The organism is Dictyobacter arantiisoli, from assembly GCF_008326305.1.
Lineage (GTDB): Bacteria > Chloroflexota > Ktedonobacteria > Ktedonobacterales > Ktedonobacteraceae > Dictyobacter > Dictyobacter arantiisoli.
The window spans coordinates 18,336-44,290 of record NZ_BIXY01000059.1; the positions used below are offsets into that span (position 1 = coordinate 18,336).

Here is a 25,955-nt window from a genome sequence, read left to right on the forward strand (position 1 = left end):
GCTATCTCTGCTGGTATTACGCTATGAATGTTTTTTTTGCCAGCCTTGGCCTGTTGTTGTTGCTGTTGTTTCTCCCATTGCTGGCTGCGCTTATTTATATCGATGCGCCCGGACCGATTTTTTATACGCAGGAGCGCCTGGGATACAAAGGGTCCACGTTTCGTATGTACAAGTTGCGTTCTATGTATGTCAGACAAGAGCAGACCGCACATTTTGCCTGGACTGCCCGCCATGATCCCCGAGTGACGCGTATGGGACGCTTGCTACGCGCAGCGCATCTGGATGAGATTCCTCAGGTGATAAATATTTTGCGTGGTGAAATGAGCTTGATCGGGCCAAGACCAGAGGTGGCAGATTGTGCTACAAAACTGGAGGCGCTGGTGCCACGCTATCGTCAGCGTTTACTGGTCAAGCCGGGCTTAACCGGGTTGGCACAGGTTATGCATCACTACGGCGATACCCTCCAGGATGAAGAGACCAAACTCATATACGATTTTTATTATGTTGAACATCAATCTTTTCGATTGGATGTACTGATTCTTTTCAGGACAATGGGAGAGGTGTTATTGCGACATGGAAGGTAGAAGTGTTTCTCAAGCTGTTCAAGTCAGCAAAAAGTTGCCCCGTACAACCTGGCTTCCGTTTGCGCTACCACATATCACGCAGGCAGAGATTGATGAGGTTGTGGATACCTTGCGTTCTGGATGGTTAACTACTGGATTAAAGACCAGGCGCTTTGAAAAAGAGTTTGCCCACTATGTTGACGTTCCGCATGCTGTTGCGGTGAATTCTGCTACTGCGGCGATGCATCTGGCTCTGGATGCTATTGGTATCCAGGAAGGTGATGAAGTCATTGTGCCCGTCTATACGTTTACTGCTACTGCTGAAGTCGTGATCCATTGTCGGGCGCATCCAGTTTTTGTCGATGTTGATCCTATAACCTGCAATCTAGATCCGCTTCAGCTCGAAAAGAGCATCACCGCTCGTACGCGGGCCATCATTGTAGTGGATATTGCAGGCCTCCCTGCCGAGATGGACGCGATTCGGGTTATCGCGGAATCTCATGGCCTGCCAGTGATTGAAGATGCTGCGCATGCCTTCCCTGCCTCATATCGAGGACAGCGCGTAGGCTCTATCAATGAATTGACGGCATTTAGTTTCTATGCCACCAAGACCCTGACCACCGGTGAAGGAGGCATGCTGACCACGGCGAATCCTGAATATGCACAGCGGGCCGCTGTGATGGCGTTGCATGGTATTAGCCATGATGCCTGGAAACGCTATGCCGCCGGTGGTTCCTGGTATTATGAGGTTGTAGATGCAGGTTACAAGTACAACATGACCGACATTGCTGCATCCCTGGGATTACACCAACTGGCTCGTAGCACCTGGCTTTTGCAACGACGTCAGGAAATCGCTCAGCGTTACACACTGGCTTTTTCCTGTGTGCCTGAAGTCATTACTCCTCCGAATCCCATCCATTGCGTTCATGCCTGGCACCTGTATCTGCTTCGTTTACGGCTCGAAAGCCTCAACATCACGCGCGCGGCTTTCATTCAGGCTATGGCGGAAACACAGATCGGGACGAGTGTTCATTTCATCCCGTTGCATATCCAACCTTTTTATCGTGACCGCTACCAGTTGACCCCAGAATCTTTTCCTGTCGCATTCCAGGCATATCAACAGGCTGTTTCTCTCCCTATCTATCCCGGCATGACTGATGAGGATGTCTCGGACGTCATCGAAGCAGTGACTGACATCATAAAAGCATCCAAAAAGTGAAAAAGTAGTAAAAGTACATTCGTGTGTTAGTAGAGATAAGTATAGGTGGATGATGATGGATTTTTCGCGAAGCTTTCCCCATAAGGATGGACGGAATTCAGATAAGATCAACGTAGATGTTACAGATTTGCTCAATCGAGATGTTGTGCCCCTGCAATCCGCAACGTCCCACGCTTTTCTGCACCGACAAATTATCCTGGTTACAGGGGCCGCTGGATCGATTGGTTCGGAACTCTGCCGCCAATTGCTTGAGTATGAACCAGCACTGGTGATTGCGCTGGATACTAATGAAACAGGATTGTTTGACCTGGCTGAGAGTGTCCGCTCTCATCCGCGCAGTCATCATCTCCAATTACAGATTGGCGATATTACCGATGCTTTTCGTATGGAATCGCTCTTTGCCAGAAAGCGGCCGTGTATCATTTTTCATGCAGCCGCCTATAAACATGTGCCATTGCTGGAGATGTATCCCGACCAGGCCATACGTACCAATGCGCTTGGCACCTATCATCTTTGCAGGCTGGCCCAGAAATACGAGGTCGAGCGTTTTGTCTTTATCTCAACCGATAAAGCTGCCAATCCTATCAGTATCATGGGAGCCACCAAGAAATTTGGCGAAATGGTTATCCAGTCGTTAGCCCGGCAGGAATACCATGAAACCTGTTTTTGCGCTGTCCGCTTTGGAAATGTGATCGGGAGTCGTGGCAGCGTTGTGCCGATTTTTAAGCAGCAGATTGAGAATGGTGGCCCGGTAACGGTGACTGATCCACAGGCTACTCGCTATTTCATGACCATTCCTGAAGCCTGTGACTTAACTATCCTCTCCGCTGCTCTGGCGGAGGCTGGCAAGATTTACCTCCTGGATATGGGCAAACCAGTACGTATTATAGACCTGGCGCGCAAAATGATTCATTTGTATAGCGCAGAGACAGAACGCCTGATAGATATTGTCTATACGGGCTTACGTCCGGGTGAACGTTTACATGAGACGCTAACCGCCACGCATGAGCAGTTGAAGCCAACAAGCCAGGGCAAGATCTTTTGTGTCACCTGTAGCGATGTTGTGCCAGACTCTAGGACTATCGCGCAATGGGTAAAGCGCCTGGATAGTTATCTTCTCACTGAAGACAATGAAAAGCTGCGGCAGCATGTCTTTGATATTGTGCTTCAACCTGATCTGATAACGGTACCGTAATTGTCAGGCGCTGACAATCAATTTTTAGGCTCTGGAACAGCGCAATTTGAAGGAGATGATGTAATGACACTTGAGCATTACTGGCTCATCGTGCTAAAGCAATGGAAACTCATCGTAACGAGTGTGGTGCTGATTGGATTGGGTGCATATGTTGGCAGCCGCCTGCTCACGCCGGTCTATCAATCCACTGCCCTCGTACGTGTCAATATTCATGGGAAGAGTGATTCTGCTGACTATAACAATTTGCTGGCAAGCGATCAGCTCGTACAAACTGAAGCTGCGCTGGCTACCAGTAATCCGGTTTTGCGTGAAGTTGTCTCGCATGATCGCGATTTAACCGTTGCTCAGCTTGCCAGAGAGACGACTGCCACCGCTGAATTGAACACGCAACTATTTAAGATTGATGTGCAGGATATACAGCCTGCACGGGCTGCCCATCTGGCGAACGATATCGCCAACGTTTTGATCAGGCAACAATCGCAAGAGACACTGCAGCAAAATGCGCTCTCACAACAAAAATTACAGCAAGATATTGATGACACTAATAAGCGCGTCAGTGCTGTTGCTAACAAGATCAATGCGCTGGAGTTGCAAATTGCAAAGCTGGAAGGCCGGCCCGGCACTGAGTTACAGGTTGCCACACTTCAGGTGCAAATTACTGGATTACAAAATCAATCTAATCGCTTACAGGAACATTACGACCAGTCGCAATCTATGCTCACGCAGTTGGAGATTTCCAATGCGCAGAGTCGTGACTTTCTGCGTCTGGCACAACCTGCACAACCTGCTCTGAGTCCCATACGGCCACAGGTCATGCTCAATACCGTCCTTGGTCTGGTGGTTGGGCTGGCCTTTGGTCTGGCGCTGGCGCTTCTCCTGGAGCAATTGGATACCCGTGTACGCACACCTGATGACATCGCCCAATTGCTGAAATTACCTATTCTTACGGTGGTATGGTATGTCGAACAGCTGAAGGGTGCTCGCGCCTCGTTGATAAATCCTCGGGCTAACAGCATTAACGCCGAGGCATATCGCATCCTGCGTATGAATATTGGCTTTTTAACAGTTGATCGAGCTGTGCGTTCACTGGTGGTGACAAGCGCACTGCCTTATGACGGCAAAAGCACAGTTGCCTCCAATATCGCCATCTTTATCGCAAAGACTGAGAAGAAAACTTTGCTGATTGACGCAGACCTGTACCATCCAACCTTGCATGAGCGTTTTGGCCTGGCAAAAACTACCCGAGGACTGAGCGATGCGGTTGTAGCCTGTTCTCATCCTGCTCAAAAGCTACATTGCTCATCTTCGTCCGTTGCTTCTCATCTGTGTCTGGACTCTTACATACATGCAGTGGATGTTCCCAATCTCTATGTGATGCCTGCTGGCTCACTGCCTCCTAATCCTTCGGAGCTATTGGATTCAGTTGCAATGAATACCTTTCTGGCTAGCGTGATGGGCAGCGATATTGAAATGGTTGTTTTTGATGCTCCCCCTCTTATTGGATTAGCAGATGCCAGCATTCTGGCGTCTAAAGTGGATGGTACCATCGTGGTGGCGGATATTACGCGAGTGAAGCGCCGAAACCTGCAACAGATCAAGGAGCAGTTAGCGCATACAGGAGCCTGTGTGCTTGGTTGTGTGATCAATAAGCAGCACCGCAATCCTCGTGATTTGCCCTACAGCTACTACCGAGCCGAGGATGATCTGTCTGAGGACGAGGAACGTCCAGGCGCTTCTCCACTGGTACAGCTTTTAGCCCGTACTGGACGGAAAAGTTGAGTATGCTACGCTCTGCTATGGATGGAGTTTGGGAAGAATGGAAAAGTTGGGAGGTGGTAAAGATGCATGTGCCAGCAAGAATGACCAGGGGTGAGCATGGACATATCCTGGCGTCAGCGGTTTCTCTCGTTGTGGTTGGCGTCATCCTGCTTACTTTAGGATTGGGCATGGCGGTGGGGATTATTGGTCTGTTTGTTCCCATCCTTGTCATTAGCGCGAGCGTGCTGCTGATTTTGCTTCTGTTGCGACAGGATGAATGGATCGCTGTTGCCTTGCTTATGCTGAGTTTGTATGTTGATTGGTATCAGGGACACTTGCTTCTCACGCCTGTGTTGACCGGTGCCTTGCTTCTCATCTTCTTTCTGGCACGCTCCCCTCAGTACAACTGGAGTAAACCGTGTGCCCTGTGGCTCTGGATGCTCTATCTTGTGCTGGCTCTTTTCCCTGCACTGGAAGGATCGCTTACACGCTATGATGCGGCATTTTATTATCCCAATATCGTCTGTGGAGCCTTCTTGATGTTCTGGCTGGGCACAGTACTGGCCCGAGATGTCAGGCGTCTGCGCCGCTTTTTCAAAATCCTGGCGGCTCTTGCTACCTGTCTGGCAATCATTACTATTATCCAGGATCGGACAGGCATCTTGCTGTTGGGAACCACACGCTTTGATATCTCACTGGCAAGCGTCTCTAACTACAACATTTTCCAGGGGAGCAATGTATATCGCCTGGGCTCATTTTTCGTGAATCCAGATTGGAATGGCGCTTTTTTTGCGACCCTGCTCTGTATTCCTCTGGGCCTGTGCCTTGATTGTCTGCGTTTATCGGGCAAGATCTTTTATCTGACGCAAGCACTGATCATTCTCCCAGCGCTCCTTTTTACGTATAGCATTGGATCATGGGCCAGTACCGGCGTGGGCATTCTGGCTTTTGTCCTGCTGTCCAGGCGTATGCACTATCGGATTGGTATAGCTCTGTTCATCATAATGGGAGCGCTGATCTTGCTGATCTTGTTTCCAGAACAAATTGCGCTCCTCTTGCGACACGGATCAGATCCCACTACGCTCATGCTGCGAAATGGAGCCTGGCATACCGCTATGCGCGTGATCCAGGCCCATCCATTTACAGGTATTGGATTAGGGCTCCAGGCGTATATGCGCCGTGCCGAACCTTACCGGGTACCGGAACAATATCGGCTGCTGGCACATCCCCACAATTCCTATCTTGAGTTAGGCGCAATGGCGGGTCTGCCCGTGCTGGCATGTTTTGTCGGACTTATTCTCTATGCTCTAGGACGGGCGCTGTGCAATTGGAGACGGATTGATAGCAAACAGAGTGCCTTGCTGGGAGGAGGCATTGCGGCCATTATCGCCTTGAGTACGAATAGTCTGAGCGTGAACGCCTGGACGCTTCCTCCACTGGCGGCCTGTGGCTGGCTCATCCTGGGCCTTATTTCCTCGCCGCTCCTGAGCGCCGAAAAGAACAAGGATAACGAGAAAGGTATTACCCATGAGCTTACACATGCAACGTAGTAAACGCTGGCAATCCCTTCCGGTGCTCCGTTTTCTGATTGCTGAATGGCAACTCTGGCAACATGAACTGACGCAACCGCGCTATACGCTGACCTCTTTACCGATCAGGGATACCAGGTTGATACCATATGCTCTGGATATGGACTCTCTGCTCGCCTTGCCCTTTGGGACGTTAGATGAACACGGCGTGCTTTATAATCGAGCGGCAGGAAAAGATCTGCCCTCCATCCATCATCCTACCAGTATCGCGCAATATGCGCTGGCGCAATGGAATACTTACCTCAAAGGAAGCGGTGAGCACTGCAAAGAAGCCTTCTTAATCCAGGCCCGCTGGCTGGTTGAGCATGAGATGCCCCTGACGGATGGCGCGGGTGGCTGGCCGCTTCCATTCCCTGTGTGTGAGTACAATACCCCTCCACAATGGCTCTCAGCCCTTACGCAGGGTAATGCTATTTCTGTCCTGGTGCGAGCGTATCAGGTTACTGGCAGCAAGAGCTTTCTGGAGAGCGCGCAACGTGCCGTGCGTACTTTTCAACAAGAGATCTGTGACGGTGGCGTAGCTGTTTCGGTTGGAAAAGATGGTATCTTCTTTGAGGAGGTCGCCAGTTATCCCGCTGCGCATGTATTGAATGGTTACTTACTGGCCCTCTTTGGCTTATATGACTACGTGGCATACACACGTGACCAGGACATTGATCAGCTTATTAAGCGCAGCCTGACAACCCTGCATGCGCTGCTGGATGAATTTGATCTGGGCTACTGGTCGTGTTATGACCTCCGTTTTCATGTGCCTTCCCCTCTCTTCTATCAGGCATTGCATGTTACATTGCTGGCCGCGCTGGCACGCTTTTCGGGTTGCGAGCATTGCGTTGCCCTGGCGGCCCGTTGGGATAGCTATCAACAGAAGCGCAGTTGCCTGCTGAGATATTTCATCATCAGCCGTTGGCTCCGCTATCGTCGTGGATTCCAGCATGTTATCGAGCGCATGACACAGAAAGAAGGAGTGGCTCAAAGCCTGGTACTGCGTTACCGTTCATTTGAAAAGCGGGGATGCAAGGGGCAGCAAGCCCCTTGACTGGGGTCTGGGGCTGTGCCCCAGTCTCTCACCCATTCCTGCCGCTGCAGGCGGCACTCCTTCAAATGAAGAGTAACAGACCACTAGAGATTGTAGCAAAGGGAAATTAGCATGAATATATTGGAAAAGCAGAGATTAACGACTATGGAAGCATTGCCTCTCGTGCTTGAGCAGTCGGAGGGACAGGTCTCAGAGATGTGGCGATTTATCAAATCTTCAGGCGTATATGCTCTGGCCTCAGTAGTAACCCCTTTCATCTCTCTGCTACTGGCGCCATTTTTGACCCATATCCTTTCGACAACTGATTATGGCATCCTCACACTCCTGAATACGATCATTGGACTGGTCGCGGGCGTCACACAACTTGGCATGGGGGCTGCCTTTTTTCGCGCCTATAATTATGACTATACCACGCAGAGTGAGAAGCGTTGTGTCATATCTACTATGACCGTCTTGCTCTTTTTGTCCTCCCTCCTGACCATCATCGGGACAGTCAGTGCGGCTCCTTTCTTAGCCAGCCATTTACTCCAGCATGCTTCACAAAGCAGGCTGATTATCATCGCTGCTGGTGTCATCTGCGTTCAGAACCTTGCGGTGCCCAGTTTTGCCTGGTTGCGGGCCGAAAGCCGCGCTTTGTTCTACTCGTTGCTCTCGATTGGCAATATGCTCACCATGCTGCTGGCGAATATTGTGCTGGTCGGTTTTTTGCATCAGGGTATTGCAGGTTCTTTGCTGGCAACGGGAGTTGGCTATAGCTGTGTCGTGCTGTTTACCCTCTCAATGATCATTTTTCGCGTAGGAATACGGGTACGCCTGGATATTGCCCACAATCTGTTAGGCTTTGGTATGCCCCTGATTATCAGCGTGGTCTCCTACTGGATATTACAACTCTCAGATCGTTATCTGCTGAGCCGTTTAAGTTCGCTGGCCGAGACGGCCAGGTATGGCGTTGCTTATACGCTGGGGACAGTGATTTCCGTGGTGATCATGGGACCATTTACGCTGGCGTGGCCCAAAACGATGTTCTCGATTGCCAGAAGTAAAAATGCAGCCCATATTTTCCAGATGGTGTTTCGGTGGTTTGGATTGTTCCTTTTGCTCAGTGCCTTCAGCCTGTCCAGTCTGGGCATCCTCCTCCTGCACTGGTTTTTCCCTGTCACCTATTCCTCGGCTGCCTTTGTTATTCCTATCGTGTCAGTTTCGATTGTCTTTTATGGTATCTATCATTTTTTTATGATTGGGGCTAATATCCAGCGCAAGACCTGGATGAATAGCGTGTTTACGACGCTGGCAGCAGTGGCTAATCTACTCCTGAACCTATGTCTGATTCCGCGCTATGGAGCTATGGGAGCGGCGCTGTCAACCTTGATTGCCTATATTGTATTGGCGCTGTCGGCGTATATCGTCAATCAAAAGATTTATCCCATTGCCTTTGAAATGGGACGTTTTGTGCTGGCGCTCTTGCCCGGTGTGGCACTCTATCTGGGCAGCAGCCTGCTGGTTCGACGGCAGGGAATCTATCTTACTGTGGGAATAGATAGTCTGAGCGTTATGCTCTATGCGCTTATCCTGCTTGTGGTTGGCTTGTTTCCAGCTAAGGCGCAGCACGCCAGTTATAAAGCTAGCCGGGATGTTGCGCTAAGTAAGTATCAGCCCGTAGATATGTCTGCGGATGAGGTTTTCCAGCAGCAAACATTGCTGGTCGGCAGGCAGATTGTGATGCACATCCGGGGCTCTGTACGGTCTGACATGCGCGTGTTGCGCGAGGCGACTGCGCTGGTTCAGGCAGGATGCACCGTCACCATTGTGGATATAGAAGGCGTGCGCACCTGTCCCGCGCATGAAGTAAGAATGGGTATCCATATCGAGCATCTCTTTCCTATACAGTCAATGTGGCCGTTGTTGCGGACTCCATTCAAAGTACGCCTGCTTCTCTACAGCGTCTACCGCTTGTTGACTATCAGGGCTGATGCGTATCATGCACATGACATCTCGGCACTTCCCGCCTGCTATATTGCGGCACGTTTACGACAGAAAGCGCTCATTTTCGATGCTCATGAATTACCGATGTCAAACATGTCGCCCCATTGGAGGCGTTTTAGCTGGATATTCAAAGGTCTGCTGACACATATTTTGCCGCGCTGCGCCGGAGTCATTACGGTCTCCCCACCTATCGGGCAGGCTCTATGTGCGCTGTATCATGCGCCAGAGATAACCCTGGTGCGCAACTTTCCGACCTATCAAGAGGTTACAAGAAGTGACCGTTTACGGCAACGGCTTGGATTGGGACCAGAGGCACGGATTGTGCTCTATCAGGGGAATATTCAGGCTGATCGCAGTCTGGAAATGCTGGTTATGGCGGCTCCTTTTCTGAAGCCTGATACCGTGATTGTTCTGCTGGGCTGGGCCGATGAAGCCACACGCCAGCAATTGGATGACCTGATAGCGCGTGAAGAGATGCAGGAGCATGTCAAAATCCTGCCTGCCGTGCCTTATGAGGAGTTGTTGCAGTGGACCGCTTCAGCCGACATTGGGCTGGTGCTCTTTTCCCCTGATTATTCATTGAGCATTCGCTGGTGTCTGCCCAACAAGCTCTTTGAATATCTTATGGCGGGCTTGCCAGTGCTGGCATCTTCCCTGGATGCGGTCGAAGCAATGCTCAGGGACTACGAAGTGGGGCAGATTGTCCCCTCACTGTCTCCTGCTGAGATTGGTGTGGCGATTGAAGCTATGCTGGCAGATCGCACTACCCTTGAGCGTATGCGGGCTAATGCGCTGTCAGCCGCACGCAGGGATCTCTGCTGGGAACAGGAACAGTGGCAGGTAGTTCGATTATATCAAAGTATTTTGTGCTGTCCCCTGTCTTCCTCATCCTTATCGTGAAGCCTTCTATAGGTATAGTGTCGTCGGGCTTTTGGGCAGTGTGAAAAAGAGTATTTTGGAGATACGATGCGCATCCTCTCAGTCCATAACATTAATAATATTGCCAGTACCTATGCCAGAGAACTCGCGCAGCGGGGCCATACTACTGCGGTCTATGAGCCGGATCAGCGTGGTGCTGGTGCTCGGTTACCGATCAAGGTATCCCTGTTACCATGGCGTGCCCTGACGATGGCGCGTGCGGCTTCCCAATTCCGCGCCAGGCATTTTGATCTGGTACATATCCACTGGGCCAGTTATGGTGTATTCAGTACCTTTAGTGAGATTCCCGTTGTGATCCATTGTCATGGCTCTGATGTACGGGAGCGTCTCTCGCATCCATTGTTCGGTCGCGTGCTGACCAGAACCTTCGCGCAGGCTGCCGCAGTTCTCTGTATCACGCCTGATCTGTTACCGGTGGTGCGTAGTGTACGCCCCGATGCTATTTTCTCGCCTGCGCCCATTGATACCGCGCACTTTCTACCAGAGCAGATCGTCGCCGGGAGGGCAGCCCGGCCCTGGACAATCCTGCTCTTTGCGCGTCTGGACCCCCAGAAAGGATCTGAAGTTGCCCTGGCTGGGATTGCAAAATTTACTCGCCACCATCCCGATGTGCGGGTGCGCCTTCTCGATTGGGGGCCCTTGAAGGAACATTACAGACAGCAATATGGAGGGCAATATGAGTTTGTGCCGCTGGTCCCTCCGGCGCAGGCCCAGCGCTTGATCGTAGCAGCGGATGTCATTGTGGGCCAGTTTGTGTTGGGCTCTCTGGGATTGGCTGAACTACAGGCGATGAGTTGTGCCAAACCGGTCATTTGCTCCTTTCGCTATCGAGATGCCTATCCTCTACCTCCACCATTGTGTCAGGCCATGACGGCTGATGAGGTAGAGGCACAGCTTGAGCACCTTTATCAGCATCCAGCGCAAGCCAGTATCCTGGGACAGCGGGCACGGCAATGGATTAGCAGTTATCACAGTAGCAGCGCGCTTTCAGATGAGTTGGAATTACTCTATCATGCGCTCTTGCGACACACAAGTGTCGCAGGGGTTTTGCGTGGAGGGAGGCAAGAAGGAGGAATATGGAGAAACAAATAGAGGTGGGGCAAGAGCTTGCCCGGCTGGAAGGCGAATATACACGGCGTGCCCATAACAATTACTATGCGGAACGATATAGCTATTTCAATGAGGCCGCACTGCTCCATATTCACGATCTCGAGCGCCATCTGCTGGCTCTCCTGAAAAAGCATGGCCTGACATCCTTGTTGGATATGAAGATTCTCGATGTTGGTTGTGGCAGTGGGGGCTATTTGCGGCGTTTCCTGGACTACGGAGCTGTGCCATCCAATCTCTCTGGGATCGACTTGATGCCGCCACGGATTGAGCAGGCCAAACTCCTGAATCCCGCTATCGATTGGCGCGTTGGTAGCGCCCATCAACTGCCCTATGCGAACGAAAGCTTCGATCTGGTGATGAGCTTTGTGGTCTTTAGCTCTATTCTAGATACAGCCCTGCGCCAGCAGATTGTGGAGGAGATGTGGCGGGTACGCAAGCCTGGTGGCGTAATACTGCTCTACGATTTTTTGTATTCTAATCCGCATAATGCAGCCGTACAAGGGGTAAGTATGCGCACCATGAAAGAGCTTTTTGCCAGATCCGCTGTGCGCTTCGATTTTCGTCGCATTACGCTGGCTCCCCCCGTTTCACGTATGATGGTGCCGCATTCTTACTGGTTGGCGCACACATTACAGCAATGCAGGTTATTTAATACACATATGCTTGGTATAATTAGTAGAGACAATGAAAAAGAGTGAAATCATCTTTTAAAGAAAGAGGTGCAGAACAATGGTTTTTGTGAAGCGTACGTTGAGAGGGAAGCGAGTTCTGGTGACTGGTGGCGCAGGTTTTATTGGTAGTCATCTGGTTGACCATTTGATCGCAGAAGGTGTCGCAGAGCTGATTGTGGTAGATAACTTTTTTCTGGGTCAGCGTGCCAATCTTGCAGAGGCATATCGGAAGCTGCCCGGCCTGCAATTATTGGAACTCGATGCAGCGGGCGATGATGTCTTACGCGCAGCATTCTCACGCCTGGGAACGATAGATGTTGTCTTTGATCTGGCGGTGATTCCGCTCCCCAATTCATTGGAAGATCCACAGTTTTGCTTTGACACGAATGTGCGTATTACTTCCCATCTCTGTGAATTGTTGCGCAAGGGCTATTTTGGAACGTTAGTCCATTTCTCATCCTCTGAAGCCTATGGTACCGCTATGACGGTTCCCATGAGCGAGGAACATCCTCTCAAGCCGATTACTCCTTATGCTGCCAGCAAAGCGGCCGGTGATCATCTTGTGCGTACATATGTGGCATCATTTAACGTCGATGCGCTGATCGTGCGTCCATTCAATAATTATGGACCTCGCCAGAATGATCAATTGTATGCAGGTATCATTCCAATGTTGCTGTCAGGCGCATTTGGGGGAAATACCTTTAAGCTCTTTGGCGACGGACGGCAAACACGCGATTATATCTATGTTACAGATACCGTACGGGCTGTGCTGGCGCTTTATGCCTGTTTCCAGGAGCGTGGACAGGTGGTCAATATCGCCTCTGGACAGGAGATAAGTATGATCGATCTCAAGACGAAGATTGAGCATATTCTCGGACACCCGATTCCTATGCAGCAGTGTGATCCACGACCAGGGGATGTACAACGTCTGGTGGCCGATACCACACGCCTGAAAAGCCTGACTGGTTTTGCGCCACAGGTCTCCTTTGATGATGGACTGGTCAAAACAATAGAGTTTTACCGCCAGCGTGCCAGTACAATGCAGGGCAGATAGGAGCATATGATGCGTCTCTTAGTGACAGGGGCCGCCGGTTTTATCGGTCGCAATATTTTGCTGGCTGTACCCCATACATGGGAAGTCATCACGCTCTATCGACCGGGCAATACTGATTTCCTCCATTTTTTACAGGAAAAACAGCTCAGACATATCCAGCCTGTCGCATGTGATCTCACTGATGAGGGACAGGTCAGACAGGCGATGCATCTGACAGGAGGAGCGTTTGAAGCCTGCCTTGCGCTGGCCAGCAATACCTCTATTCCCGGCTCAATTGAGCATCCCATCCAGGATGCAACGATAAATATTCTGGGATTATTGCACCTCCTGCAATACTGTACCCTTAAACATCTGGTCTATCTCTCATCAGGGGCGGTTTATATTGGTCTCAGAGGTGCGGTTGGTCCATTGGCACCGGTTGTGCCAACGTTACCCTATGCCATTTCCAAACTGGCAGCCGAGCATTATATTCAGGCCTATATTCAGCATCATACCAGCTTACAGGCGGCAACCATTCTCCGTTTTTTTGGCGCCTATGGACCTTATGAACCGGTCCGTAAGCTTTATACAAAGTTGGTGCGCCGCTTCGCCTTTGAGCGTAATCCTCACTTTACAGTGACGGGCGACGGAGAAAATTACATTGATGCCATGTATGTTGATGATGCCATAACTGCTCTGATGGCGGTCCTGACAGAGCCTGTTTCAGAGGGAGTACGTTGTGTCGATTTAGGCGTCGGCAGCCGTGAAAGCGTGAAGGAGGTCGTGTTGCGGGCCGCACACACCTTCGGGATCGAGCCTCAATTGCAGTATGAAGGTGTTTCCGCCGAATATATACAATTTGTGATCGATCCACGTACCTTTGCGTCCCTGTATCACTTCACGCCTACCATCTCGCTCGAAGTCGGGCTGCAACGTCTGGCGACCCATCTCGCACAGGTAGAGGGTATTATGAATGACTGAGTACAGAAGAGACCGGACAGGTCAACGTGAAGTCCTTGGATCTCCTGATCTGCTGCCCTATCCAATCGATCTGTATCCGTTTCTGGATACAGTGAATGGCACTATCATGCAGCCGACTGAGGTCGCACAACGTGCGCTTGCGCATTGGAATGCATACCTTACTGATGGGAGTGATGAGCATAAGGATATCTTTCTACTGCATGCGCGCTGGTTACTGGTCCATGCATTGCGCTTCACAGATGATACGAGTGGCTGGCCGCTCCCTTTATTGATACCAACATCTACTATTCCGTGCAGGATGTTGTCCGCCCTGGTGCAGGGAAATGGGCTCTCTGTGCTTGTACGTGCCTATCAGTTTACCGGGCAGCGTGCCTTCATAGAGACTGCCCGGCGCGTCGTACGTACATTTGAGCTTGATATCCTGGATGGAGGGGTCAGTACACCATTGGGTATTGATGGCCTCTTTTTTGAGGAACGGGGCATCTATCCTGCTACCCATGCATTATGCGGTTGTATGATGGCGCTCTGTGGACTCTATGATTATGACGCTATCGTCAAGGATGACCAGATAACTTCTCTGATCGCAGCTGGTCTCAGCGGGCTACAGGCTGTCCTGGATGAGTTCGATACAGGCTATTGGACCTATACCGATCTTTTGCATAAGCGCCTTGCCCCTCCATCCCTGCATACCCTGCACATTCTCCTTCTCGACGTGCTGGCCTCATATTCTGGCTGTGAGCAATATACCAAACTGGCGGCGCGCTGGAAGATGTATCAATCCAGCAGCAAAGCGTGTCTCCGTTCTCTGATCAGGGGCCACATCACAAGTTGTTATGAGCGTAGCCTCAAACCCATCCTACAGCGTATAGCCCACCACCAGCGCGCTCGCTCCCAATCTTCCCCGATCACTGATCCAGCTCTCACTCTTGAGCAGATCTGTGTCCCGATTCAGGCGTTTCCCATTCCAGGTGGCATGAAGAGTGTCCTGGCTGGCGTGGCGAGGGCCATGCGTCATCAATGGCAGATGACATATCTAACAAACCAGCGTGGACAGGGGATCGATTCCCTGCTGATCACACAATTTGGCTATGGTCGAGCAACGTCTCCCTGGCAATTTCCCGGCGTCTGGTTGTATTGCTTGTGCGGAGGATATACGCTATTCCATTGGTTGCGTCGTCATGCTGATGTGCGTCTCGTTCTGCCACAGGATGGTCTATATACCGCTGCGTTTGCGGCACTGGTGGGGAAGTGTATGGGCGTGCGCGTGGTATGTATGGATCATGGCAATGTAACGCATCTTGAGAACGCGACTTTTCGCGCTGAAAGAATGCAGGCTATCAAGGCTTATCCCAGAGCACGACAATGGCTGGCGCGCTTACAGTTTCTGTGTTACTGGCCTTCGTTGCGCCTGCTGGCGCGGTTAGCAACATCGCGAATCGATCATTTTCTTGTGGCTGGTGATGAGGTTGAGGCGGTCTATCGTCAATGCCTGGGAGTGAGCGCGAGCCGTATCACGCGTTACGCTTATATGGTTGATGTGGCACACTTCGTTCCACCTGATCGAGACACGCGGGCCAGCATACGTGCCGCTCAGGGATTGAGCGAAGACGCCATTGTGATTACTCTGATCAATCGTCTGGCCTTAGAGAAAGGGCTGTCCTTCGCGCTGGAAGGCATCGCCCTGGCAATCGCAGCACTTGCTCCGGCTGTACGCCAGCGTGTCAATGTACTGATCGCTGGCACTGGCCCTTTGCAATCCCAGATGAGAGCAGATATCACACGTTATGATTTGGATAGCGTGTGTACCCTCTGGGGTGAAGCTGGAGCAGCGGATGTTATCATGCTCCTGGGCATCACCGATATCTTTCTGTATAGCGGTACACGGGGCACGAATTACTCGATGGCTGTGCTCGAAGCCATGGCTGCTGGCTGTGCGGTTGTCGCATCCACTGCTCCACAATCCAACCTGCGCCTGCTAGCGGAAGGACGTGGCTGCTCTGTTTTTCCTGCCGATGCGCAGGGCATCGGAACATCCCTTGCACATCTCTGCAATAATCCACTGCTTTGTCGTCAGATGGGACAAGCTGCGCGAGCATATGTTGAACTGTACCATAGTGCTGCGATGTTGAAACGGACACTTCTACGGATATCCCACTTCATTCCGACGCTAAGCGAAGTATCCTCTCCTCAATTGCATGGAGAGCAAATAGATTAATGATCATTCCAATAGTGTTTGCAGGCTGCAATGCCAGCGCGAATACCATTTTCTATCTCCAGACTGGTCATGGGAGAGAGCGAGGCGGGACCAATTTCGGAGTCACTCCAGCCGTAAAAAACGAGTCCGCTGGCTCCATTTTCACAAAATGCCTTGCTCTGCAGTGCGATATCATTGGCCGTTGGTGGAACACGGTAAGCATTTTTGTGCGCGATAGGACCGCCAAATGCTTGCGCAATCCCGATTAGTGGCTCTTTTTTTATATCCCATCCTCGCAGGTGCAGGCTGGTAAGCATAACTGGCAGGACCTGCGACATAGACCAGTCATAGGCCGCCGGAGAAGGTGGATGAGAGACGGCAGGCATAGAGGTTGTATAGATATAGAGAGCTACATTATCACAGCCCTGTGGAGAGAAGTTATTGGCGACCTCATCATCCCAACCCGGAGACATATCTGTATAGAGCGTGCCACCAAAGCCGCAGATCGCAGGATGACCCGGAGTATAGAGCTGAATAAAATGATGGATTTTAGCAAGCAGTCCTCGCGCACTCCCTTCATCCCATGGTGCCCAATCATCGAGTACCCAGTATCCTATGATCAGAGGATTTGTCATGCTTTGTTGTATATGGGCGCGGATTGTTGACAGAAAGGCATCTTCATCAGTGAAGGTTGGATATACTCTCTGTCCACAATAGGCATCCAGGCCGACTGGAGGGGGAACCATTGCCCTTGAGCGCTGGCATTCGTAGTAATATAAATTGCTGGCGATATAGCCATCCACTACTTTCATATGTAAGGCCTGGAGCTTTTGCCCTAATGGATCATGCTCAGAAGGAGGATTTCCATATTGAAAGACAACCTGAACTCCCTCGGTGGATGCCTGAATGGCACGTGCGGGCGTCGTCATGCTAAAGCCTCCCACCAGATGTGTTTTGACATGGCGTGGAGGCAATGGTAGTTTTTGTGGCCGTAATAACAGGAGTAAGCACAAACAGAACCAGGTAAGAAAGAGAGTCATGAGACCCATGAGGAGTAATTTTTTGGATGGGCTGAGCGTCTCATTATACTTCTGCATGCATAATCACCTCCACTGATGCATAATCGGATCATCGCTATGTAAATTCAAGCTTGCCTCTTTTTTCATGGTTCAACCCGGCCATGTTTGTCATGGTCGGGTTGAACTGAGGAGTATGTGACAGTTTTGTTTTCTCTTTGGTTGCTGCGAATGAGCCATCTATCAGAAGATCAGGATGGGCGAGGATGTGCTAACTCCGGTGGTTTCATCGATGAATACCAGTTTGTAATTTTTGCTACCGGCAGGTATATTTGGCGTGATAAGGCTTGAATTAATGGTTCCATACTTTGAAGCGGTTAATATTCCAACTGGAATTCCCGCGCTGGAGGCGGATTGACCTGGATCAAAGAGAAGAACTTGTACCTGACCACTGGGGGTAAACTGGCTCCCTCTGGCTTTAATTGGTTGATTCGGGACGCTGACTTTGGGTTGCAGGTTAGCACTCGGTTGCACTTGAAATGATGTGCTGGCTGATGCATGGCTTTTGATCCCAACAGCTTTGATCGAGTTGAGATAGTAGTTGATGCTTGCATACGGTGGAACTTGAAAGGAGGTAAAGAATTGTCCTGACTTATTCGCGACCGCGACCGCTATGATTTTGTTCTGAATGAAGACTTTAACGGCTTCGTACGCGGCAAAACCCACACCACCAACCGACAGGGTACTTCCGACACGCCCATCAGAAGGATAAAGCAGAATTGCAGGAGGATTGGGGACGTCAACCACTACCTGTTTGTTGGCACTATCTGTCGCCAGCAATGTGGTATGAGCGTTAAATGGGATGTCCAGGTTTCCCAGCGAAACCGAGAAATGCCCCTGATCGTCCGTTTGTACTGCCGGAATGCTGGCTGTGTTTGCGCCATTGCGCAGGGTAAGTCTGACAGCCTCATGTGCCAGAAAGCCCATGCCGTGGAAGACGTGTGGCATATGGAGATTGGCACGGGGACCAACTGGATGAGCGGGGACATATTTCAAGGCTGTTTTGACGAAGTTGAGAGGGGTTTTTGTGGTCGTGTTGTCGCTCACGACATACACATACGCTGGCCCTGAGATATAGTGTTTGGGGAGTGTCAGCTGCGTATTGAAGAAACCACCGGCGTTTGTCGTGGCACGAACGATACCATTTGAACGATCCTGGAAGTAGACCTCTACTTTTTTTGCTGCTGTATAATCAAATCCGGTCACCATGACCGTCGATCCCGGAATCGCGGGATTTTGTCCAATAGCAAGCCTGACATGTTGCGTATGCGTATGTGTACCTCCAGCAAAAAAGAGCATGAGAAGTGCAGTAAGCGCTCCCAGGGATGTTCCTGCAAGGAATATCCCGAGTGAAAGGCGGCGAATGTTTTTTAACATAGTTTTATCCTTTTATTCTGTTGTTTTCCAACAGTGACGAGACCATCCAATGCGGCATTCAATTATTCCCCTTTTGATAGTTTTCGGCTATACAAGTGCATTGTAGCCTGGGTAATAAATGAGATATTTGTATTCATGCTAAATACTAGTTATAGAGATTTGTATGTGCTATTTATGATGGAAATAGATGCTGCCGTTTTAAAGAGACATAGCATGAAAAAGGATAACGGAGGTAGAGAAGGTGGAAGATGTGCAGAGGAAATTGCCTCTCGGATATAGGAGGGGATGGTCGGGATGGTCCAGGAAAGTGCTCATGCTTGGAATAGTGTTCCTGATGGTTGTTGTTCCTATTCTGTCGGGTACAGGATATTGGATGGGGAGGACACGTTATCAACGCGATTTTCAGCTCGCACAGGATGGGACGCAGCATCTACTTAAAGCTCAACAATATTTAACTATATTCTTGCAACATCCTTTTGATGCGAATACTGTGGCTATAGCACAGCAAGATTTTGTTGCTGCCACAACTAGTTTTACAGGTATAAATGAAGATCTGGCATTCTTGCCGGAGGGCGCGGCCTACCTGCCTGTGTATGGTCGGCGTTTCCATGCTGCACAACATCTGGTCCCGTTGGCGCTGGCGCTTTCTCAAGCTGGTGTGGCTGGTTGTGATATTTTAAATGTGCTGATTGCCAGATGGCATGGTCCCACACATGCTCAGGCACATGCCATCACGGCTGCGGATCTCGCTGTCATTGCGCAAAGTTTTAGGGATATCCAGGCGTCTCTGACAAGTACCCTGCATGAGGCCGATCAGCTACAGTCCTCGGATCTGCAAATCGATTCCCATCTCGGTATGCTATTAGATTTTGTTCATAAGGACGCTCCCAAATTCCAATCTTTGCTAACCGGCATCGCCCAAATATTGCCAGCGCTTCCAGTGCTGCTTGGTATTGGAACACCGACAAAGTATCTGGTCGAGATCCTTGATGTCACAGAACTGCGTCCGGGGGGTGGTTTTATTGGGAACTATGGTATCGTAACCTTTTCAGAAGGACAATTGCTAGGGGCACGCGTCACCGATACTGATTTATTGGATCGCCCCTTCTATGCTTCTGGTATGGGTATTCCATTTCCACCTGCATATCGCTGGTTTGACATCGCGTTGGGAAATTGGGGATTGCGCGATTCCAATCTGGATGCTGATTTTCCGACAGTAGCCCGCTCAGCTGAAGCACATTATCAACGTGAGGGAGGAGATGGCCCGCTGCAAGGGGTGATTGCGATTACTCCTACCTTTATTCAGCATATATTGCACATCACCGGACCTATTTATTTGCCCGAATATCATGAAGTGATCAATGCTGACAATCTGGTGGCGCGTATTCACTATCATCAGTTAGGGCGTGGAGCTGAAGGACCCGATACGATTGCCTCTCCCGATGGGCGTTCTTCGCTGCGTAAACATTTTACGGCTATCCTTGCGGAACACTTTTTTGCCCGCGTGCGTCAGATGATGGCATCCCACGTCGCGCAGTTTTTGCAAACCCTGTTTAACGATGTCCGCTCAAAAGATTTACAGCTCTACGTCAATGATCCAGTCGCGGAGATGCTATTGCATCAGGCGCATCTAGATTCTGCGATCCAGACTCCACCGGGGGATAGTCTCCTGATTGTGGATGCTAATATTGCCTCTAATAAAGCCAATATCTCTATCAATAGTGACTTAAACGATAGGATTGTTATTGATAGAGATGGTAATGCTGTTCATCACACCACGTTACGTTATGCCTGGACCGTTCCAGGCCAGAATTATGGAGCCGCACTTTATCGGGATTATGTCCGTGTCTACACGCCCATCAGGAGTGTGTTGCGGGCTCAGGAAGGCTGGCAGGCGCGTGGTACCAGCCAGGCCTTTGGTTTAGAGCAATGGGCAGGTTTTTTTACGCTTGTCAGCGGACAGACCCGTACAATAACCCTGGATTGGATTGCCCCTCGGATCTCCACACACCATGAGCAGAACTGGCACTATCAAGAGCTGATTCAGCGGCAAGCTGGCGTTCTATGGAAAGTTCATACACAGATAACATTGCCTGCCTGTGCGACGCTCACAACTGTCGCTGGAGGAATGCATGCGACTGGTAAACAGAGCGCCAGCCTCAATCAGACCTTAACGGAAAATATCCCTTCGTCTCTCAACTACACCTGTGATGACCCTGCTTCCTGACTTGATCATTTTCTTTAGCTGGTGCCAGTATCCTGACTGTGCCCATGTGCAAATCCTTGCCTGCCAGAGTGGGAAGTTTACTGGCGATAAAAATGAGGATTTTGAAGCTATGATGCATTCCAAGCCGAATCAAGCGCAGCCAACTGATAACCATCATGATGCTGTAACGTCAGCCCTTCTGGATGCCCCGTTGTGCAGAAAAAAAAGTCCGCAGCGGCAGGAGACGCTTTCCCTGTTGCTGCTTATCCTGACAATGCTTCTGATTATGGGGGGAAGCATCCTGGGATATACGTTTTTTCGCGGCGCCCATATGCCAGGACAGATCAGTTTTCCGGCGGGCACAACCTCTCACGTGCAGTTAGATCCCAGGCAGACGAAGTATCAGCGGATGGCCGCCCGCGTTGTTGCGCATATGACCCTGGATGAGAAATTAGGACAAGTGTTTATGGTCAGCTATGCCACGCCTACCTATGCTTCCGATCTTGAGCACATGATTTTTCAGCTTCACGCGGGCGGTGTGATTCTCTATCAATCCCAGATAAACACACTGGCTCAAGTCCGACACGACATTACTGAGATGCAAAGACATGCCAGAATCCCCCTGCTGATCTCTACTGATGAGGAGGGAGGATATGTTGATCGCCTGACGAATATTTATCCATCTCGTCCATCGGCCCGCGCAATGTATCTGACAGGTGATCCACAGGTAGCCGCTCAGGCGGGGCATCAGGCCGCCCATGATTTGCAAACGCTTGGCATTACCGTCAATCTTGCGCCCGATAGTGATGTGCAAGTGGTGAATGGTCCGGATCAACTGGCACGCACCTTCGGCTCAACTCCTCGATCAGTTATCGCTTTCGCAGGTGCCTACATGCAAGCATTACAGCAAGATGGAGTAATTGCTTGTATCAAGCACTTTCCCGGGCTGGGTGCTGCCACTACTGATGCGCATCTCGGTTTGCCAGTAGTGCAACGCACAAAGGAGCAAATCTATGCCACGGAACTGGCCCCCTTTTACTATTTTGTCCAGTCCCATCATGCGTGGGAACAGCCAGGAATGATTATGTCTACTGATGTACTCATGCCTGCTATTGATGCAACATTTCCGGCGGAACTCTCACATATCTTTATTACTGATATTCTCCGCAAGCAATTTGGCTATAACGGGGTGATCATCACTGATGCGCTCTCTATGGAAGGTATCGCACATTCCTGGAATACCACTCAGGCAGCCGTCATGGCGCTCAAGGCTGGCAATGATATGATTCTTGGTATCAGCAATGCTCAGCAGATGGCAGAAGCCATCAGGGGACTCAAGGTAGCTCTCCAGCGCGGTGTGCTCTCACAAACGCGTATTGATGAAGCCGTGACGCATATTTTAACACTCAAAGCACAACATCAGGGACTATGAGGAATGATAGAAGAGGCCAGTAAGAATAAAATAGCAAAAATCATCAGCTTTACATAAATGCTAATGATTTTTGCCAGGCGTGTGAATGTTTCCTCTTTATTTAAAGTTAAGTCGCACGATCTTGTTGCCTTTGTAATGTGCTTCGGTGAACCAGATGTCGTTGTTTGAGGATGCTGTAATAGCATAGGGACCAGAATCTGGTGTTGGAACCGTGTATTCGTTGATTGAGCCATCAGTATTCACAATACCAATCTTGTTGGCATTATATTCAGTGAATGCTATCTGCCCGATTGGATTTCCCACGGAGGTCAGGAAGAGTGGGCGACTGGCAGCGGTTGGAATAGGGAATTCTGTCACGGCCGCTCTCTGTGTATCCAGACGACCAATTTGATTTCCTGCCTGCTCGGTGAACCAGATATTACTGTCGGTTCCTAGCGTAATGCCGGTTGGTTCAGAGGCAAATGTTGGCAATGGAATTTCAGTGGTAATTCCATTTGGTGTAATGCGACCAAGCTTGTTTCTATCCAGTTCTGTAAACCAGATTGCGTTGTCTGCTCCGGCGATGATGCCGAGTGGCTGTGCTTTATAGGTAGGCAATGGGAATGTAGTGAGGGCATTGCCTGTAAAGCTCAGACGGTCGATTGAGTTATGGGCATAGTCGGTTATCCAAATATTGCCAGCGGCACCAATCGCAATGTCAAAAGGTTTTGCGCCAGCAGGTAAGCTGTAGATAGATAGCAGGCTCAGTGTTGGGACAAGCTCTTCGATTTTTCCATTATTCAAATCGGTAAACCAGATGGTACCATCAGCAAGTGCAATAATACGACGGGCATCAGATTGTGCAGGGAGCGCAAATTCTGTAAAGATACCATCGCTCGTCACATGACCGATCTTGTTACCATCTACCTCGGAGAACCAGATTGTGTTATCGGTCCCATTTGTGACACCCGTGCTCTCTGCGAGGCGGGTAGGTATCAGATATTCCGTAAAAATGGGTGCCAGAGCTTTCTTTCCACTTTTTAACTCTGGTCTCGTAAACTCTGGTCTCGTAAACTCTGGTCTCGTATAGGTACGCAAATGGAGTTGACGCGGTGCGGTAGAGGTGATGTGTACAAACAGAGGTTTAACCTTTACTGTCAGTGGGTTTGTGCTAACTGGCTGCCTCTGAATATGGTTAGATGATGAGGATGTTGTTGAAGCTGCCATGACAGATAGTGGAGTGAGGCCAGCGAACATGATACTCATTGCAAGCATGCAGGCGCAGTTGAAACGCTTCAGAGATACGAATTTCATTCATGTACTCCTTCTTTAATGAAAAGATAAGCCAGCCATTATTGAACACTCATGCACGTGTCAAGTTTAATGGCGTTCACTCCTTCAGTATAGAGAAGTTGTAAAAATGGCAGCGTCTATGGCCTGAAAAAGCAGGAAGGCCTCTGAAATCCCCTTTGCGATGTTATCTAAAGAGGTTTCAGAGGCCTTTTGTTTTGTGTCTGATAGGGCTTAGAAAATGCTAGCGGCTCGTCGCCCGGTTTGGCGTAGAAGCTCGTCTGGCACGGGTGGCTGAGGTTGCAGTTCTTGGTTTTCTTCGCATTGTGCCGTGCTGTTGTTCAGATGCTACAAAAGCCGGTGCTTTGCGTTTAGCACTGGTTCGACCGAAGCCAGACTGCCTATCCTGTCTGTCTTGTCTATCCGCTATGTCTCTCTCATTTCTGTTCGCATCGGATGCAGGGCGTTCAGAGACAGTAAAACTTTCCGGCTGCCGGACTGGTGCTGGAGCACTGCTGGTAAATGTCTCTTTTGGTCGTCTTTTGAAGTTCGTTACAGGCTGGCCATCTCGCTCTGGTTGTACGCGCCGACCACGCTCCTGACTTTGTGAGAAGGGTTTCCGGTCGCGCATCGGACGTTGCTCACGCTGTTCACTGTGGGATTCGTACATGGGGACTGCAACTGTTTCCGGTCTGGCAACCATTGCTTCCGCACTGATCGCGAGACGCTGTAAAGCGACTACTTGACCCAGGCTACTGGCCATCCGTCTCCATTTGGGCAAATCCGATGGTACCAGCAGCGTAATTGCTTTACCCTGATGTCCCATTCTGCCTGTCCGCCCAATGCGGTGCGTGAAAAGCTCGCTTGATTCTGGAAGCTCGTAATTAATAACCTGGTAAATGCCTTTGATATCCAGTCCACGTGCGGCTACATTGGTTGCCAGCAGTGTTTGCACCTGTCCGCGACGGAACGCAGCCAGGACCTCATCACGTGCGCGCTGGCTCTTGTCACCGTGCAAGGTACCCACGGCAAATCCCAGCTTGCTGAGTTGTTTTCCTAACTTCTCAACCCCAAATTTTGTGCGACCAAAGATCAGGCTGCTCTCGTCCCCGGCGGATTGCAGCAGGGTACTGAGGGCGGCCATTTTCTGTTCCTGTGGTACCTGATACGCAATCTGCTCGATGGTACTCTCGGCGCCGACAGCGGCCTTAATTGTCACTTTTACAGGATCTTTGAGGAACTTTTCCTGCAGCTTAATGATCCAGTTTGGCATGGTTGCTGAGAAGAGTGCCATCTGGCGTGTGTCAGGAGTAGTCGCCAGGATATCCTCAATAATGGATGCGAAACCAATATCCAGCATTTGGTCGGCCTCGTCCAGCACGCAGATGCGCAACTGGTTCAGGACTAACGTACCACGCTCTAAATGGTCCTTCACGCGTCCAGGGGTACCTACCACAATCTGTGCACCATAGCGAAGTGCTGAAATCTGATTGCCATAGGGACGGCCACCTACCAGCAGGGCTGTCGAAAGACGTCGACTGGCTGCCAGTTTGCTCAAGATGGTATTTACCTGCACAGCCAGTTCGCGTGTAGGCACGAGAACCAGGGCCTGTACGACTCGTTTGTCTCTGGTCAGGCGTTCCACCAGAGGAATGCTATATGCGAGAGTTTTGCCTGAACCGGTGGCTGATTGGCCTACCAGATCATTGCCGGCTAAAAGGGCGGGAATAGCCTCAGCTTGAATAGAGGTCGGCTCTGTAATGTTCATATGTGCTAGCACCGCGCGAGTTGCGGCTTGTAAAGAAAAGTCATTAAATGATGGCATGAAAAAATCCTTTCGGCCAATGCGCCATAATATCTTTCAGACGCTATATCTCCCTGGAGGCACAATACCAGTAGGGAGTACCAGGAGCAGGCCGTAGGATACGGAAGCAATGCTGCTAGCTGATATTAGATATGAACTTGAGTGCAGGAAGAGTTTCATCTACAGAGGATTGCTCAGAGCTCTTTAGCGTCTTTATCGGGGAACAGGATATGCCAACAGCCTGTCCCATGCCTTGCAAACAGTTATAACTCCTCTATTGTACCTGTTTTGGAGCTAATCGTCAAGTCATTCCGAAATTTGGGCAGGGCTTTCCAATTCTCCTAGAGGAGGTGAAAAAAAAGAGATTTCCTTGTAGAATACAAAAAACTTCAAAACCACAAAGGAAATCTCATATGGATTATACTACCTTGACGCTCAAGAGAGCATCCGTGACGAATGAAGAAAGCCTTTCGTTGCTCTCACTGTACGAAGCACTTCAGGCCCTCCCAGACCCACGACG

The 25,955-nt window shown here is 50.2% G+C and carries 18 protein-coding genes; 14 read left to right on the forward strand and 4 right to left on the reverse strand.

Translation table 11 applies throughout. The features are described 5' to 3' along the window. Positions 1-23: 23 nt before the first annotated feature. From F1593_RS18115 to F1593_RS18170, 12 genes are all read left to right on the forward strand, one after another. Entirely contained in the window at positions 24-584 is a 561-nt protein-coding gene (locus tag F1593_RS18115; protein ID WP_172632228.1) for a sugar transferase, read from the forward strand. After that, the gene (locus tag F1593_RS18120; protein ID WP_149402977.1) at positions 574-1,782 is read left to right on the forward strand and encodes a DegT/DnrJ/EryC1/StrS family aminotransferase; all 1,209 of its coding nucleotides are present in this window, start codon (positions 574-576) and stop codon (positions 1,780-1,782) included. The genes F1593_RS18115 and F1593_RS18120 overlap by 11 nt, the downstream gene beginning before the upstream one ends. A gap of 49 nt (positions 1,783-1,831) precedes the next feature. Further along, positions 1,832-2,977 carry an SDR family NAD(P)-dependent oxidoreductase gene (locus tag F1593_RS18125; RefSeq protein ID WP_149402978.1) on the forward strand — a complete coding sequence of 382 codons (1,146 nt, stop codon included), beginning with the start codon at positions 1,832-1,834 and terminating at the stop codon, positions 2,975-2,977. 63 nt (positions 2,978-3,040) lie between these two features. Further along, positions 3,041-4,756, forward strand: coding sequence for a polysaccharide biosynthesis tyrosine autokinase (locus F1593_RS18130; RefSeq protein ID WP_149402979.1), 1,716 nt, complete (start codon positions 3,041-3,043; stop codon positions 4,754-4,756). A 62-nt stretch (positions 4,757-4,818) separates the two neighbouring features. Further along, complete coding sequence (locus F1593_RS18135) at positions 4,819-6,285, forward strand: O-antigen ligase family protein (RefSeq protein WP_172632229.1); 1,467 nt, start codon at positions 4,819-4,821, stop codon at positions 6,283-6,285. Beyond that, complete coding sequence (locus F1593_RS18140; RefSeq protein ID WP_149402981.1) at positions 6,263-7,360, forward strand: D-glucuronyl C5-epimerase family protein; 1,098 nt, start codon at positions 6,263-6,265, stop codon at positions 7,358-7,360. The genes F1593_RS18135 and F1593_RS18140 overlap by 23 nt, the downstream gene beginning before the upstream one ends. A 111-nt stretch (positions 7,361-7,471) precedes the next feature. Continuing rightward, a complete protein-coding gene (locus F1593_RS18145) occupies positions 7,472-10,243 on the forward strand; it encodes a glycosyltransferase (RefSeq protein WP_149402982.1) in 2,772 nt (923 codons plus the stop codon). 66 nt (positions 10,244-10,309) lie between these two features. Beyond that, entirely contained in the window at positions 10,310-11,374 is a 1,065-nt protein-coding gene (locus F1593_RS18150) for a glycosyltransferase (protein WP_149402983.1), read from the forward strand. Beyond that, entirely contained in the window at positions 11,359-12,090 is a 732-nt protein-coding gene (locus F1593_RS18155; RefSeq protein ID WP_149402984.1) for a class I SAM-dependent methyltransferase, read from the forward strand. Before F1593_RS18150 ends, F1593_RS18155 begins: the two co-directional genes overlap by 16 nt. A 31-nt stretch (positions 12,091-12,121) precedes the next feature. Continuing rightward, positions 12,122-13,117 carry a dTDP-glucose 4,6-dehydratase gene (locus tag F1593_RS18160; protein ID WP_149402985.1) on the forward strand — a complete coding sequence of 332 codons (996 nt, stop codon included), beginning with the start codon at positions 12,122-12,124 and terminating at the stop codon, positions 13,115-13,117. A 6-nt stretch (positions 13,118-13,123) separates the two neighbouring features. Further along, on the forward strand, positions 13,124-14,077 hold the full coding sequence (locus F1593_RS18165; protein WP_149402986.1) for an NAD-dependent epimerase/dehydratase family protein: 954 nt from the start codon (positions 13,124-13,126) through the stop codon (positions 14,075-14,077). Then, positions 14,070-16,292, forward strand: coding sequence for a D-glucuronyl C5-epimerase family protein (locus F1593_RS18170; protein ID WP_149402987.1), 2,223 nt, complete (start codon positions 14,070-14,072; stop codon positions 16,290-16,292). Before F1593_RS18165 ends, F1593_RS18170 begins: the two co-directional genes overlap by 8 nt. Here the strand turns inward: F1593_RS18170 and F1593_RS18175 are convergent. Together F1593_RS18175 and F1593_RS18180 are read right to left on the reverse strand one after the other, a co-directional pair. Continuing rightward, a complete protein-coding gene (locus F1593_RS18175) occupies positions 16,289-17,368 on the reverse strand; it encodes a hypothetical protein (protein WP_149402988.1) in 1,080 nt (359 codons plus the stop codon). The genes F1593_RS18170 and F1593_RS18175 overlap by 4 nt on opposite strands. Before the next feature lie 162 nt (positions 17,369-17,530). Then, entirely contained in the window at positions 17,531-18,724 is a 1,194-nt protein-coding gene (locus F1593_RS18180; RefSeq protein ID WP_149402989.1) for a hypothetical protein, read from the reverse strand. Between the two features lie 373 nt (positions 18,725-19,097). Between F1593_RS18180 and F1593_RS18185 the strand changes: the two genes are divergently transcribed. Continuing rightward, positions 19,098-20,951, forward strand: coding sequence for a DUF4012 domain-containing protein (locus tag F1593_RS18185; RefSeq protein ID WP_172632230.1), 1,854 nt, complete (start codon positions 19,098-19,100; stop codon positions 20,949-20,951). A 109-nt stretch (positions 20,952-21,060) separates the two neighbouring features. Beyond that, positions 21,061-22,362, forward strand: a complete 1,302-nt coding sequence (locus tag F1593_RS18190; protein WP_172632231.1) for a glycoside hydrolase family 3 N-terminal domain-containing protein — start codon at positions 21,061-21,063, stop codon at positions 22,360-22,362. A gap of 96 nt (positions 22,363-22,458) precedes the next feature. Here F1593_RS18190 and F1593_RS18195 read toward each other — a convergent pair whose 3' ends face one another. Together F1593_RS18195 and F1593_RS18200 are read right to left on the reverse strand one after the other, a co-directional pair. Continuing rightward, positions 22,459-23,655 carry a Vgb family protein gene (locus F1593_RS18195; RefSeq protein WP_149402992.1) on the reverse strand — a complete coding sequence of 399 codons (1,197 nt, stop codon included), beginning with the start codon at positions 23,653-23,655 and terminating at the stop codon, positions 22,459-22,461. Positions 23,656-23,875: 220 nt separating this feature from the next. Beyond that, complete coding sequence (locus F1593_RS18200; protein ID WP_149402993.1) at positions 23,876-25,456, reverse strand: DEAD/DEAH box helicase; 1,581 nt, start codon at positions 25,454-25,456, stop codon at positions 23,876-23,878. Between the last annotated feature and the right edge of the window lie 499 nt (positions 25,457-25,955).